This window comes from Ruegeria sp. BF10 (assembly GCF_056538725.1).
On the sequence record NZ_JBQFTR010000003.1, the window covers coordinates 173,654 to 186,969 of the forward strand.

Genomic DNA, 13,316 nt, shown 5'->3' on the forward strand with positions numbered 1-13,316 from the left:
GGGTCCAATCCCGAACAAGAATTACGGCCTCGCGCACCCGCGCGGGGCCGTTTTTGTTGCGAATCAATATGTTCCGATTCATCGGCTTGTTCGTGGTATTGCTCGCGCATTAAGTGTGGAAATTGGCCTGACAGGTAAAATTTCGCGCGAGAATGTGGCAAAATAAAGCCTCAAAACTCAGAGTATCCGTTCCCCCCTTCCGGGTTTTTTCCTATACTGTCAAAACAGTAGACCTGTCACACCGGCTGCCTGGGAGGGTATCACGCATGATCCGTTCAGAATTGATTCAGAAAATCGCTGACGAAAACCCGCATCTCTATCAGCGTGATGTGGAGCGGATCGTGAACACCGTATTCGAAGAAGTCACGGACGCCATGGCGCGCGGTGACCGTGTCGAACTGCGGGGCTTTGGTGCCTTTTCCGTGAAAAAACGCGACGCACGTGTTGGGCGCAACCCGCGCACGGGTGAAACGGTGCAGGTCGAAGAAAAATGTGTACCGTTTTTCAAAACTGGGAAGTTGCTCAGGGATCGATTGAACGGTAAAGCCTGACACCATGATGCGTTACCTTCGATATGCTTTTCTGGCGGCCCTCGGGATCGTTCTGATTTCCGTGTCTCTTGCCAATGTTCAGTCTGTTGAACTGAAACTGATGCCGGATGCTCTGGCCGAGCTTCTGGGTTTTAACCTCAGCGCGTCACTGCCGCTGTTTCTGGTGGTTTTGGGCGGTGTGGCAGCAGGATTGGTTATTGGCTTCCTGTGGGAATGGCTGCGGGAACACAAGCACCGCCGCGACGCGACCGTGAAGAAGACCGAAGTGCGCAAGCTTGAGCGCGAAGTCAAGAAACTCAAGAAAAAGCAAAACGAAGGCAAGGACGACGTTCTTGCCCTTCTGGATGAGGCGAGCTGAGCCTGATCGCTATGCCTGATGTTCGGTTCAAAATCTGCGGCCTGACCGCACCTGATCACGTGCGCGCAGCGGCCGAAGCCGGGGCAGGCTATGTCGGGTTTGTTTTCTTCCCGAAATCGCCGCGCAATCTGGATGTTTCGCGTGCCGTAGAACTGTCGCATCTGGTCCCAGTTGGCGTTGCCACGGTGGCTTTGGTCGTGAATGCCACTGACGAAGAATTGGACGGGATCGTTTCGACTGTACCGCTTGATATGCTTCAACTGCATGGCAGGGAATCGCCCGAACGGGTTTCCGAAATTCGCGAGCGATTTGGTTTGCCGGTGATGAAAGCCATCGGTGTGGCCGAGGCCGAGGATCTGGCGGCCATCGATCTTTACTCGGAAGTGGCCGATCAACTGCTGATCGATGCAAAACCGCCCAGAGAATCCGAATTGCCGGGCGGCAATGGGTTGGCCTTTGATTGGCGGCTGCTGGCCGGACGGAAATACTGGCGGCGCCCTTGGATGCTGGCCGGTGGCCTGACACCCCTGAATGTTGCCGAAGCTGTCCGGATGACAGGTGCCCGTCAGGTGGATGTCTCGTCCGGTGTTGAAAGTGCGCCGGGTGTGAAAGATGCGGACTTGATCCGCAACTTTGCAACCGCTCTTGGGTGATCTGATACACAACTTGCTGCGTATCTCTCGAAACGGAGGGATGGGGTATGCTGGCAACAGACCGCTTGGCCGATATGCACAGTTTTCACTACTTCCCATGGATCGGTATCGCCAGCTCTGAGCAGGCGATACAGGTCTGGCGTCAATGCACGCAGGCGGCAGAATGATGCGTTTTGCCCATGGCAAATCCCGCTGCCACCACCTATGAACAACAGATACGACGAGGGAGACACCCATGGCCAACGATCTTTTCAATTCCTTCATGTCCGGCCCTGACGAACAGGGACGTTTCGGCATCTTCGGCGGGCGTTTTGTCAGTGAAACACTGATGCCGCTGATCCTGTCGCTGGAAGAGGAATACAACAAGGCCAAGGATGATCCGACCTTCTGGGCAGAGATGGATGACTTGTGGGCAAACTATGTGGGGCGTCCGTCGCCCCTGTATCATGCCGAGCGCCTGACCGAGCATCTGGGCGGCGCCAAGATCTATCTGAAACGTGACGAGTTGAACCACACCGGCGCACACAAGATCAACAACGTGCTGGGCCAGATCATTCTGGCGCGGCGCATGGGCAAGACCCGGATCATTGCTGAAACCGGGGCAGGGCAACACGGCGTGGCCACTGCCACCGTGTGTGCCAAGTTTGGCTTGAAATGCATCGTCTACATGGGCGCACATGACGTACAGCGTCAGGCCCCGAACGTATTCCGCATGCGTCTTCTGGGGGCCGAGGTGATCCCTGTGACCTCGGGTCGTGGCACGCTCAAGGACGCGATGAACGATGCATTGCGCGATTGGGTGACAAATGTGCGTGACACGTTCTACTGCATCGGCACCGTGGCTGGCCCGCACCCCTATCCGGCAATGGTCCGCGATTTCCAGTCAATCATCGGCAAGGAAGCGAAAGAGCAGATGATGAAGGCCGAAGGCCGGTTGCCCGATACGATCATTGCGGCCATCGGCGGCGGTTCGAACGCGATGGGCCTGTTCTACCCGTTCCTCGACGACAAGGACGTCAACATCATAGGCGTCGAGGCGGGCGGAAAAGGTGTGAACGAGAAAATGGAACACTGTGCTTCCCTGACCGGCGGTCGGCCGGGCGTGCTGCATGGCAATCGGACCTATCTGTTGCAGGATGACGATGGTCAGATTCTCGAAGGTTATTCGATCTCGGCCGGGCTGGACTATCCGGGCATCGGGCCCGAGCATTCCTGGCTGCACGAAATTGGCCGTGCGAATTACGTCTCGATCACCGACAAGGAAGCGCTTGAGGCGTTCCAGCTGTGCTGTGCAACCGAGGGGATCATCCCGGCGCTCGAGCCAAGCCACGCATTGGCCCATGTGATGAAGATCGCACCGGAATTGCCCAAAGATCATCTGATCTGCATGAACATGTGTGGTCGCGGAGACAAGGACGTTCAGACCGTGGCCAAATATCTGAACTTCGACATGTCCGATACCGAAGGCCGTTCGGCAGATTGATTGGAAACCGGGGCGGCGTGTCCCGGTTGCTCTGTCTTGGGATTGATGGCTCAAGCAGCCTTGAAAACATTTTTTTCAAGGCGAAACGTCCTGAATGTCCAAAGCAGGACGTGCAGGGTAGTCAAACATGTGACATGTCCGCCGAAAGCAGGTTGCCCTGCAACAAAGATCGCCGCCAAGATGCATGTGAAGACAAGTCAGAAGCCGGAGGAATCGCCGCCTGCCGTGAAACCTGGATCATTCATTGTGCGCGCATTTTGTTTCCCGACGGCTGCCAGTTGCTATCTCTACCTGAGATTGTTGCGAATACTCCGGCAGAAGCCGAGAATTTGTCACCGGCACATTTTGAGCTTGTGACTTGCACAGTCACGGCTTGTCGTGGCCTTTCGCGATGAAGACACCCTGAAAACACCGGGGTCCGAAGTGTTTTACGGCATTTTTCACCTTTGCCTTGCGGTTTGTGCACGGCCATGTGGCCCGCACGCCAAAGTTGAGTCGTTTCCAATTCTATACAGCGTCTCCAAATTGAATTAACTATTGGGTAACTGGCGGTGTTGCGGCCGGTTCAGGGGCGTCTCTGCAATGGATGGGACAATGGATGACGCGGTTCGGGGCACAGTAAAACTGCCCGGATACCCTGGTGTTTAGCACCCTCGCGGTGTTGTAGGAGGTAAAATGGTTAGGTCCGTTATTTCGAGGCTGTTGTGCCTCTGTTTTCTGATTTCAGCACTCATGATCGGAAGCGCGAAACAGGGCGCGGCCCTTGGGGGCGGCTTCATCATAACCTCGATTCCGACACCGAATGGGGGAAGTATCTTTTTCAACAATATCCCGCCTTCAAGCACTGCCTTTGTGTCCCTGGGGGGATCGGGGCAGGTTCCCGGCGGCAGTTTCTATTTCAACAACAGCATTCTGAACCTGACTGCAATCACGCCTGCCGGCCTTGCTTCTCTGGGCTATATCGGCGCGACCATTCTCAGCCAGGATGGCGCGGATTCCACCTATGCGGCTGACGGGTATCTGGGGATTACGTTCACCGCACGCGAATCCGTCGGCGGGCCGCTTTATCGCTATGAGATCGCGTTGTCTGGTGTAACAAACACCCAAATCGTCAACACGCGCGTTCTGGTGGATACCACGCAGCCGACCGCAGCGATCGGAGCCTTGACGCCGACCGGCAGCGGAACGTTTCAAGCAACCATTACGCTGAGCGAACCAAGCACCGATTTCACCGTGGGCGACCTGTCCGTCACCAATGCAACGGCCACTCTGACCGGGTCCGGCACCAGCTATGTCGCCACTTTGACGCCCCAGAACAACGGCACCATCGAGCTTTTCATTCCCGCAGGGGTGTTCTCGGACGCGGCTGGAAATCTGAACCTGGAATCAAACAGGGTCAGCACGCTTCAGGCCGTGACAAATGCTCAACGTCAGATTCAGGCGTTTCAGAACGCCCGGGCCAACAGCCTTGTGACGAACCAGCCGAAACTGACCCAGTTTCTGCAACGTTCCGGGTCGGGTGTTCTGGACACGTCTGTCACGCAGGGCTCAGGGTATCTGAATTTCGCCAGTGATCCGTCGCGCCCCGTCTGGTTCAGTGTGACCGGCAACTGGAGCTCGCAGGATGATTTTGATAGCTCCTATGCACTGGCTGTTGTCGGGGCGCATCGTCAGGTCAGTTCGAACCTGTTGATCGGAGCCATGCTTCAGTTCGACTATGCCGAAACGGAAAACGGCCCGGCCAGCGTGGATGGTACGGGCTGGCTGGTTGGTCCCTATGTGGTGGCAAAAATGCCCAATCATGCGGTGTTTTTCGAGGGGCGTGTTCTTTATGGACAAGCCGACAACAACATCTCACCGTTTGGCACCTACGAGGACAGTTTCGACAGTGATCGCTGGCTGGTCCAGTCGCGCGTGACCGGTGAGATAAAGCGTGGTGCCCTGACATTGATGCCATTGCTGGACGTAAGCTATGCCAGTGACGATCAGAAAGCTTATACCGATAGTCTGGGCAATCTGATCCCACAGCAGGATTTCAGTTTGACGACGGCGCGGCTGGGTATGGATTTCAGCCACCCGCTGCAAGTGTCACGCGGAGAGATGATGCTGACGGGCGGGCTTTCAGGTATTTGGAGCACGACTTCCGGTACCGGCACCGCCCCGGGCGTGACACCGATTGGCGACACCGCCCGTGCCCGCGCGGATCTGGGCTTGGATTACCGGCTGGAAAACAACAGCTTGCTTGCTGCAAACGTGTTCTACGATGGCATCGGTGAAAGCGGTTTCGAAAACTACAGCATCAGCCTGATCTGGCAAATGTCATTCTGACCTTGGGGCGAGACTGGATCGCGGATCAGGTCTCGCCCGGGCGCAATGGCTGTCAGGCATTCGCCTTGTTCTGAAGCAAGATCTCAAGCGGCACAATCTCAAGCGCGCGTTGATGGGTCGCCTCCAGGTGAACCTTTGGGGCGCATCCTTCGTCATGGGCCTGTAGGAACCGGCCGGCACACAGACACCAGCTGTCACCGGGCTTGAGGCCCGGGAAATCGAAATCGGGCCGAGCCGTGCTCAGATCATTGCCGACGTATTTCGAGAATGCCAGAAACTCGGCCGTCATCACGGCACAAACGGTATGGCTGCCCTGATCCTCGGGGCAGGTATTGCATGCACCATCCCGAAAGAACCCGGTCAGAGGATCGCGTGAGCAGGGCGCCAGAACACCGCCAAGTACATTGATACTGTCTTGCTTTTGCATGAAGGCACCTTACAGGCTTTCTGCGATCTTGCGGAACATTTCGATATTCTGGTCATTTACGCCAGTGTCGCGGAATTTCCGATCAGCGCCGGTAGACACAATCAGAACGCCGCGAGGTTGATTGAAATAGATGTATTGCCCATACACGCCCCGGGCCAGAAACTCTCCCTCATGCGCGCCTCGTGGAATCCACCACTGATACCCATACCCAATCTTCCCCTGAGCGGTCGGGGCGCTGGGTTGAGTTGCCTCGAATATCCAGTCGGCGGGCACCACTTGCCGACCGTTCAATACCCCATCTTGCAGGATCATTTGTCCAAACCGCGCAAAGTCACGTGTCGTGAAGTTCAAACCACCCAGGACGAAGGCGACACCAGCGCCGTCGGTGACATAGTATCCGTCGCGCTCAAGGCCCAGGGGCTGAAGGATTTTTTCCGTCAAAAGATCCGCAACACTGCGACCGGTCGCCCCGCGTATCACCATGCCCAAAACATGAGTGTCTATGGAAACGTATTGCCAGGTTTCACCGGGCGGTGCGAAACTATCCTGCAATGAGGCTGCGAAATCGTCCAGTTCACCGCCCAGGGCAATCACACGGCCCATCCTGTTGATGTCAGACTTCGGGTCCAGATAATCCTCGTCGAACGTGACGCCGCTGGCCATGTTCAGAACGTTCCGAATTGTCGCCGCGTCATATGCGCTGTCTGCAAGTTTGGGGGCGTATTTGACGACGGGATCATCCAACGACTCGATTGCGCCCTCTTGCAGGAGAATGCCGAAAAGCGCCGACAGATAGCTTTTTGCCACTGACCAGGAAATCCGGCGGTCATCGGGACCGGTGCCCAGATAGTATTCCTCGAACCGGATCTTGCCGTTGTGCATGATGAGCAAAGAAGTGACAGAGCGTTCATTGATCCAAGTGTCGGTGCCTTCAGGAAGATCGAAACCTGCGCCGTAGGGCAGTTCCCATGTTGGGGCGTTTCCGCGTGGCAGATCCACGGTCAGAAATGCTTCATCCATGTGGGAAAAGTTGTGAACGATCCTGTCCTCGGCAAACAGAGAGTTCACCGCCATCAGGCGCTGTAACTCTTCGCGTTTCCAAAGCCCAACGGCAGCGGCGGCCAGAGCCAACGCCAGCACAATGCGCAGAACCCACTTCAATATGGACCGCATCGCATAGCCTCCCTTGTTTGCGGGTATTGGAACGCGGACGTCCCGCTTTCGCAACGCCGACGTTACGGAAAGAGGGCGACGCGCTATTTGAACCTGTCCAACAGCTTTTGCATGGCGGACCGTTCGTCGGCCGGTGGTTCAGGAGGTGCCTTAGGCGCGGTTTCGGCTTTCGGGGCAGCCGTCTTGGACGACCGGGGCGGCGCAGTGCGCAAGGCCACCGCGTTCATGAATTTTCCACCATCGTCCCGCGCCAGATGGGGCGCTCCGTCTGAAACACCCCGAAGGACGTCATCCAGCCAGTCCGCCTCGGATTTCGCAAAGTCGCTCAGGACATAAGCCGAGACCATCTCTTTGCGCCCCGGATGTCCGATCCCAAGCCGGACACGATCATAGGCGGCGCCAATATGGTCGTGAATCGAACGCAGACCATTATGCCCCGCATGTCCACCGCCCGCCTTTACCCGCACTTTGCCCGGGGCGAGGTCCAACTCGTCATGGAACACGACAACATCAGTGGACTCGAGCTTGTAGAACCGCATCGCTTCACCCACGGATTGACCGGACCGGTTCATGAAGGTCTGCGGTTTCAGCAACAGGATTTTTTCAGAGCCCAACCGCCCTTCCGAGATTTCGCCCTGAAACTTGGATTTCCATGGGCCAAACCCATGGTCTTCCGCAATCCGGTCCACGGCCATAAACCCGATGTTGTGCCGGTTCCGGGCGTATTTCTGTCCCGGGTTTCCCAATCCGACAAAGAGTTTCATGACCATGCTCCGCCTCTGTAGCCTCGAGGCTATGTGATGCCCGGAATTGCCATGGAAATCCAGCCAGCGCTGCGTGTGTTGACCATAAAAAAACGGGGCTCGTCAGAACCCCGTTTCAAAATCCAGACGTTTGATCCGGGTTTATTCTTCTTCTTTGCCGACGACTTCGACTTCATCGGCTGCAACTTCCGCTTCTTCACCTTCTTCGTCGTCGCTCGTGGACAGACCGGTCGGTGCCGAGACGTTTGCGATTACGAAGTCGCGGTCGATGGTCGGCTTGGTGCCTTCGGGCAGGTCAACCGACGAAATGGTGACGACGTCGTTGATGTTCATTCCGGCCACATCAACGGTGATCTTCTCAGGAATGTCACCTGCGGTGCACAACAGCTCGACTTCCGGGCGGACAACGGTCAGCACGCCGCCCTTCTTGATGCCGGGGGCTTCATCTTCGTTGATGAATTCAACCGGAATATACAGTGCGATCTTGGTGGTCCGGCGCAGGCGCATCAGGTCCAGGTGGGTCGGCAGGTCTTTGACGACATCGCGCTGAACGTCGCGGCAGATGACGCGAACGTCTTCATGGCCTTCGACCTTCAGGTTCCACAGGGTCGACTTGAAGCGACCGGCTTTCAGGCGCTTGAACAGTTCGTTGAACGGAATCTGAATCGGCAGCGGATCTTTGTCGCCGCCAAACACAACGCCCGGAACCATGCCTTCGCGGCGTGTTTTGCGAGCGGCGCCCTTGCCTGTCCCCGTCCGTTCCAGAGCTACGAGATCAGGAATCTCTCCAGCCATGATAATTCTCCAATGTTAGGGCGGGTATCCTCCAAGGCTGTATACCCGCGTGAAGCCGCGTCCTTATCTCGATTCATCCGGTTTGGAAAGGGGTAATTCATGGCTTGTCGTTTTGTGGGGCTCAGCCGCGCGTTCCGAAGTGTTCTTTGCCAGATCAGTGAAGGGTCCGCTGCTTCATCTGGCCACAAATATCCCGGGGGAGGCGCCCGGAACGGGCGGCGGGGGCAGAGCCCCAAAAACTCCCGCGGAATCAACCTTGCCAACGACCGCCGAAATCTTCAGGTACCAGAAGATTGTGCGCCCCCAGCGCGCCGACGGTTTTTTCACCGCACAGCGCCATTGTTGTGTCGAGTTCCTTCTGGATCACTTCCAGCGCGGTGGTGACGCCTTTCTGGCCCATGGCGCCCAGCCCATAAACAAATGCGCGGCCGATATACGTCCCCCTGGCCCCCAGCGCCAACGCTTTGAGCACGTCCTGACCCGAGCGGATACCACTGTCCAGATGCACTTCGACATCATCGCCAACAGCGTCCATGATCTCGGGCAATACCCGGATCGAGCTGAGCGCGCCGTCCAGCTGACGTCCGCCATGGTTCGACACGACAATGGCATCGGCCCCAAGCTTGGCCGCCATTTTGGCATCTTCCGCGTCGAGTATCCCCTTCAGGATCACCTTTCCGCCCCACTGTTCCATCAGTTTTTCGACTTTGCTCCAGTCGAGGGTGGGGTCGAACTGTTCAGCGGTCCAGGCCCCCAGTGAAGACGCGTCCGAGATACCTTGCACATGTCCCACGATGTTGCCGAACTCGCGCCGCTTGGCCCCCAGCATTTCAATGCCCCAGGCCCATTTGGTCATCAAGTTCGCGATGGTCTTTGCGGTCAGCTTGGGTGGTGCGGACAGGCCGTTCTTCAGGTCTTTGTGCCGTTGGCCCAGAATCTGCAGATCCAGAGTGATCACCAGCGCCGAACACCCGGCGTCCTTGGCCCGCTGTATCAGACGGCTGACATAGTCAGCGTCTTTCATCGTATAGAGCTGGAACCAGAATGGTTTTTCGGTGTGCTCGGCCACGTCTTCGATCGAGTTGATCGACATGGTTGAAAGGGTGAAGGGTACTCCAAACTCTTCGGCAGCTTTTGCAGCCTTCATCTCTCCGTCCGCATGCTGCATCCCCGTCAAACCAACCGGAGCCAGCGCAACCGGCATCGAGACCTGCTGCCCAATCATTTCCGAGGCAGTCGAACGTCCGGACATGTCAACGGCAACCCGCTGGCGCAGGCGAATCTTTTCAAAGTCGGAACTGTTTTCGCGGAATGTCTGTTCCGTCCAACTGCCGCTTTCAGCGTAATCATAGAACATCCGCGGCACGCGACGCTCGTAAATGCGCCTGAGGTCTTCAACATTGGTTATCACAGGCATGACTCAGACCTCCGAACTTACTGGTTCGTTTTCCTTACCAATGCATGTCAAAGGCTGCAATGATCTGGCCTTGTGTCGGGCGGTCAAAAAAGCCTGCCGCAGAGCACTCTGCGGCAGGCTTTCGAGCGTGTTGTTTTAACCGCCGGATCAGGCGCTGTGGGCGCCATCCGACAGGGACTTTACAAAACCCAGCACTTCGTCGACCGGTTTGCCTGCACCGATCTGGCTGACGATTGCCGATCCGACTACGGCACCATCTGCCACAGACGCGATATTGCGGGATTTCTCGGGCGTGTTGATGCCAAAGCCCACGATCACCGGCAGTTCGGTCGCGGCCTTGATGCGGGCAACCTCGGGGGCCACATCCGTTGCCTGCGCCTCGGCCGCACCGGTGATGCCGGTGATCGAGACGTAGTACACGAAGCCCGAGGTGTTTTGCAGAACGCGCGGCAGGCGCTGGTCATCCGTGGTAGGTGTTGCAAGACGAATGAAGTTCAGCCCGGCCGCCTGAGCAGGCAGGCAAAGCTCTTCGTCTTCCTCGGGCGGCAGATCGACGATGATCAGCCCGTCAATACCGGCATCTTTGGCATCGGCCAGAAAGGCCTCAACACCCCGGCTGTAAATCGGGTTGTAGTACCCCATCAGGACAATTGGCGTTGTGTCGTCTGTTTCCCTGAACGCGCGGGCCAGATCCAATGTGCGCTGCAACGTCATCCCGCCATCCAGCGCGCGTTGGCCCGCCGCCTGAATGGTGGGGCCATCCGCCATCGGATCAGTGAAGGGCAAACCCAGTTCGATAATGTCCACACCGGCACCGGGCAGGCCTTTGACCACGTCGAGCGAGGTGTCATAGTCTGGGTCCCCTGCCATCACATAGGCAACAAAAGCCTTCTTTCCTTCGGCTTTCAGGGCGGCAAACTTAGCGTCGATACGGGTCATCGGATGTCCTTGCACTCGGGTTTGGACCCGTGTGCAGAAACTTTGACCGAAAATCAATCCCGCCAACGCAGGAATAGGTCAGAAGCCCAGATGATACCGCAGCAGAACCGCGTTTACACCAGGGTTCTCATCATTGGTGCTGGCGTTGGATTTATGCGTGATCGCAACCGACATTCTGTTGCCGTTGTTCAGGCTGTATCCAAGGCCCAGAAGGCTGCGGATCTGAAAGTCTCCGCCCAGGTCGTTCTTGTCATCGCTGGCGTGATAATAGCCTGGCATGACGCTGCCTTCGACAAACCACCGCTCGTTCAGCGAATACAGGCCGATCAGGCCTGCGCCGACATGTGTATTCCCGCTTTCATCAACCGACAATGCGGCCCCCCAACCCGCGCTGAACCGGGCTGCCTGGTGAAACGGGCTGTGCTGATATTCAAGTGAAATCAGGCCCTGATCCTCGGATGTGTCTTCGGAATAATCAGCATATCCAGCACCAAAAACAACCGTTTGAGCCTGGGCCGCAGCAAATGTGGAGACCGTCAATACGGCCCCAAGAAGGAGCTTTTCCATTATTGTCTTTCTGCCATTTTATTTGGTCGCGCTATGTTAATTGTTTATCCTACCCTTCGTTTTTGAGCACCGACAAGAACACGATTTGAGAACAATTTCGTGATGTGGCCGAAGGGACTCGAACAAAGTAGTCCGGCAATCACTTGCGCATTGATGCGGACCTGCATAGAAGCTGCGTTCGTATTCTATGCAGGAGGCCGTTATGGGCTTTAAGATGGGAATCGTGGGTCTGCCGAACGTGGGCAAGTCGACCCTGTTCAATGCGTTGACCAAAACCGCTGCCGCGCAAGCCGCGAACTTCCCGTTCTGCACGATCGAGCCCAACGTCGGCGATGTGGCCGTACCGGATGAGCGGCTCGACAAGTTGGCCGCAATCGCATCGTCAAAACAGATCATCCCGACGCGCATGACATTCGTGGATATCGCCGGTCTGGTGAAAGGGGCCTCGAAAGGCGAGGGGCTGGGGAACCAGTTTCTGGCAAACATTCGCGAGGTCGATGCCATCGCCCATGTGTTGCGCTGTTTCGAAGATGGCGACGTGACCCATGTAGAAGGCCGCATCGATCCTGTGGCCGACGCCGAGACCATCGAGACCGAGCTGATGCTGGCCGATCTGGAAAGCATCGAAAAGCGCCGTGCCAACCTGGTGCGCAAGCTGAAAGGCAACGACAAAGAGGCACAACAGCAGGACCGCCTGCTTGCCGAAGCGCAAAAGATGCTGGAGAGCGGCAAACCTGCGCGTCTGGTCGAGGTTTCGGACGAGGACACCAAGGCCTGGAAGATGTTGCAGCTGCTGACCACCAAGCCGGTTCTTTATGTCTGCAACGTGTCCGAGGAAGAAGCCGCTGAAGGCAACGAATATTCGGCGAAGGTCGCCGAGATGGCTGCCGCCCAAGGCAACTCTCATGTCATCATCAGCGCCAAGATCGAAGAAGAGATCAGCCTGCTTGAAGCGGACGAGGCGCAGATGTTCCTTGAGGAAATGGGTCTGGAAGAGCCCGGCCTCGACCGTCTGATCCGTGCCGGTTACGACCTGCTCAAGCTGGAAACCTATTTCACGGTCGGTCCGAAAGAAGCCCGCGCCTGGACCATCCGCACCGGCACTGCCGCACCGCAGGCGGCTGGTGTCATTCATGGTGATTTCGAAAAGGGTTTCATCCGCGCCGAGACCATCGCCTATGACGACTTCATCGCCTGCAACGGCGAGCAAGGGGCGAAAGAGGCGGGAAAGATGCGGGCCGAAGGAAAAAGCTACATCGTCAAGGATGGCGATGTGATGCATTTCCTGTTCAATACCTGAGATTGCGTCACAACCCGGAATCGCATTGGTGTATCGAGGCCCGCCAACTCAAATCAGGAATTGAACTGTCCTGTGCTTTTACGTCTGTTCGACGACTGAGGTTGCATCCCAGGATTGCGCAGACTCCTGATAGATTGATTTTTCTGGATTGTATTTTCGCGGATCATCCAACGACGATGCGTGAACATAGATACGATCATTCATAAGACTGCTGCGCCTTGTAAGCTGCGCTCCACAGTTCGGGCAGAAGCCGCTGAACGTTGGTTTGCCCGACCCGCCCAGCATTTCGTACGTTTTGCAAGCATTGCTTACTTCAAAAGAGCCAAGGACCAGTGGCATCATCTCTGAATGCCCCGAACCTGTGAGTTGCTGGCAGTCGCGACAGTGACAACGAAACATTGGCACATTCAGTCGGGTGCCTGCATAGCGAACCAGACCACATTTGCACCCACCTGTTATTCGTTCCGTCATCCTGAACCTCCGCCTCTGGAAGTTAAGACAACTTCCGGGTTTTGTCAGCTTAGTTTCGCTTGGTTGAGGCCATCATGCGTTTAACTGATC

14 protein-coding genes are annotated in these 13,316 nt (G+C 56.6%); 6 read left to right on the forward strand and 8 right to left on the reverse strand.

Going from position 1 to position 13,316, the window contains the following annotated elements; translation table 11 throughout:
* The first annotated feature begins 266 nt into the window (after positions 1-266).
* The 5 genes from ihfB (at position 267) to ACR0DJ_RS13910 (ending at position 5,373) form a co-directional block, all read left to right on the forward strand.
* Entirely contained in the window at positions 267-551 is a 285-nt protein-coding gene (gene ihfB, locus ACR0DJ_RS13890) for an integration host factor subunit beta (protein ID WP_050603110.1), read from the forward strand.
* Between the two features lie 7 nt (positions 552-558).
* Entirely contained in the window at positions 559-909 is a 351-nt protein-coding gene (locus tag ACR0DJ_RS13895) for a lipopolysaccharide assembly protein LapA domain-containing protein (RefSeq protein ID WP_170344925.1), read from the forward strand.
* A gap of 11 nt (positions 910-920) precedes the next feature.
* Positions 921-1,562, forward strand: coding sequence for a phosphoribosylanthranilate isomerase (locus ACR0DJ_RS13900; protein ID WP_480685331.1), 642 nt, complete (start codon positions 921-923; stop codon positions 1,560-1,562).
* Positions 1,563-1,797: 235 nt separating this feature from the next.
* The gene (trpB, locus tag ACR0DJ_RS13905; RefSeq protein ID WP_170344927.1) at positions 1,798-3,045 is read left to right on the forward strand and encodes a tryptophan synthase subunit beta; all 1,248 of its coding nucleotides are present in this window, start codon (positions 1,798-1,800) and stop codon (positions 3,043-3,045) included.
* Positions 3,046-3,777: 732 nt separating this feature from the next.
* Positions 3,778-5,373 carry an Ig-like domain-containing protein gene (locus ACR0DJ_RS13910; RefSeq protein WP_480686276.1) on the forward strand — a complete coding sequence of 532 codons (1,596 nt, stop codon included), beginning with the start codon at positions 3,778-3,780 and terminating at the stop codon, positions 5,371-5,373.
* 52 nt (positions 5,374-5,425) lie between these two features.
* On the opposite strand, the gene ACR0DJ_RS13915 is transcribed toward ACR0DJ_RS13910, so the two are convergent.
* From ACR0DJ_RS13915 to ACR0DJ_RS13945, 7 genes are all read right to left on the reverse strand, one after another.
* Positions 5,426-5,800: a DUF2237 family protein gene (locus tag ACR0DJ_RS13915; RefSeq protein ID WP_425079820.1), complete on the reverse strand. Its 375-nt coding sequence runs from the start codon at positions 5,798-5,800 to the stop codon at positions 5,426-5,428.
* Between the two features lie 9 nt (positions 5,801-5,809).
* Positions 5,810-6,973, reverse strand: a complete 1,164-nt coding sequence (locus ACR0DJ_RS13920) for a serine hydrolase domain-containing protein (RefSeq protein WP_480685334.1) — start codon at positions 6,971-6,973, stop codon at positions 5,810-5,812.
* Positions 6,974-7,056: 83 nt separating this feature from the next.
* Entirely contained in the window at positions 7,057-7,737 is a 681-nt protein-coding gene (pth, locus tag ACR0DJ_RS13925; RefSeq protein WP_170344931.1) for an aminoacyl-tRNA hydrolase, read from the reverse strand.
* Between the two features lie 141 nt (positions 7,738-7,878).
* Positions 7,879-8,532, reverse strand: coding sequence for a 50S ribosomal protein L25/general stress protein Ctc (locus ACR0DJ_RS13930; protein WP_170344932.1), 654 nt, complete (start codon positions 8,530-8,532; stop codon positions 7,879-7,881).
* Between the two features lie 250 nt (positions 8,533-8,782).
* Positions 8,783-9,949 carry an alpha-hydroxy acid oxidase gene (locus ACR0DJ_RS13935; protein WP_480685335.1) on the reverse strand — a complete coding sequence of 389 codons (1,167 nt, stop codon included), beginning with the start codon at positions 9,947-9,949 and terminating at the stop codon, positions 8,783-8,785.
* Between the two features lie 147 nt (positions 9,950-10,096).
* Positions 10,097-10,888, reverse strand: a complete 792-nt coding sequence (gene trpA / locus ACR0DJ_RS13940; protein WP_170344934.1) for a tryptophan synthase subunit alpha — start codon at positions 10,886-10,888, stop codon at positions 10,097-10,099.
* A 78-nt stretch (positions 10,889-10,966) separates the two neighbouring features.
* On the reverse strand, positions 10,967-11,455 hold the full coding sequence (locus tag ACR0DJ_RS13945) for an acyloxyacyl hydrolase (protein ID WP_257600188.1): 489 nt from the start codon (positions 11,453-11,455) through the stop codon (positions 10,967-10,969).
* 202 nt (positions 11,456-11,657) lie between these two features.
* Here ACR0DJ_RS13945 and ychF point away from each other — a divergent pair, with 202 nt between their 5' ends.
* Positions 11,658-12,755 (forward strand): redox-regulated ATPase YchF, encoded by a 1,098-nt coding sequence (ychF, locus tag ACR0DJ_RS13950; RefSeq protein WP_170344936.1) that lies wholly within the window; start codon positions 11,658-11,660, stop codon positions 12,753-12,755.
* A gap of 78 nt (positions 12,756-12,833) precedes the next feature.
* Here ychF and ACR0DJ_RS13955 read toward each other — a convergent pair whose 3' ends face one another.
* Positions 12,834-13,226 carry a GFA family protein gene (locus ACR0DJ_RS13955; RefSeq protein WP_480685336.1) on the reverse strand — a complete coding sequence of 131 codons (393 nt, stop codon included), beginning with the start codon at positions 13,224-13,226 and terminating at the stop codon, positions 12,834-12,836.
* Between the last annotated feature and the right edge of the window lie 90 nt (positions 13,227-13,316).

What these genes read in the sequence shown, in the direction of transcription:
- ACR0DJ_RS13920 (WP_480685334.1), bottom strand. Translation starts at nt 6,973, where the DNA reads ATGCGGTCCATATTGAAGTGGGTTCTGCGCATTGTGCTGGCGTTGGCT.
- ACR0DJ_RS13910 (WP_480686276.1), top strand. Translation starts at nt 3,778, where the DNA reads ATGATCGGAAGCGCGAAACAGGGCGCGGCCCTTGGGGGCGGCTTCATC.
- ACR0DJ_RS13955 (WP_480685336.1), bottom strand. Translation starts at nt 13,226, where the DNA reads ATGACGGAACGAATAACAGGTGGGTGCAAATGTGGTCTGGTTCGCTAT.
- ACR0DJ_RS13915 (WP_425079820.1), bottom strand. Translation starts at nt 5,800, where the DNA reads ATGCAAAAGCAAGACAGTATCAATGTACTTGGCGGTGTTCTGGCGCCC.
- ihfB (WP_050603110.1), top strand. Translation starts at nt 267, where the DNA reads ATGATCCGTTCAGAATTGATTCAGAAAATCGCTGACGAAAACCCGCAT.
- ACR0DJ_RS13930 (WP_170344932.1), bottom strand. Translation starts at nt 8,532, where the DNA reads ATGGCTGGAGAGATTCCTGATCTCGTAGCTCTGGAACGGACGGGGACA.
- ACR0DJ_RS13945 (WP_257600188.1), bottom strand. Translation starts at nt 11,455, where the DNA reads ATGGAAAAGCTCCTTCTTGGGGCCGTATTGACGGTCTCCACATTTGCT.
- pth (WP_170344931.1), bottom strand. Translation starts at nt 7,737, where the DNA reads ATGAAACTCTTTGTCGGATTGGGAAACCCGGGACAGAAATACGCCCGG.
- ychF (WP_170344936.1), top strand. Translation starts at nt 11,658, where the DNA reads ATGGGCTTTAAGATGGGAATCGTGGGTCTGCCGAACGTGGGCAAGTCG.
- ACR0DJ_RS13895 (WP_170344925.1), top strand. Translation starts at nt 559, where the DNA reads ATGCGTTACCTTCGATATGCTTTTCTGGCGGCCCTCGGGATCGTTCTG.
- trpB (WP_170344927.1), top strand. Translation starts at nt 1,798, where the DNA reads ATGGCCAACGATCTTTTCAATTCCTTCATGTCCGGCCCTGACGAACAG.
- ACR0DJ_RS13935 (WP_480685335.1), bottom strand. Translation starts at nt 9,949, where the DNA reads ATGCCTGTGATAACCAATGTTGAAGACCTCAGGCGCATTTACGAGCGT.
- trpA (WP_170344934.1), bottom strand. Translation starts at nt 10,888, where the DNA reads ATGACCCGTATCGACGCTAAGTTTGCCGCCCTGAAAGCCGAAGGAAAG.
- ACR0DJ_RS13900 (WP_480685331.1), top strand. Translation starts at nt 921, where the DNA reads ATGCCTGATGTTCGGTTCAAAATCTGCGGCCTGACCGCACCTGATCAC.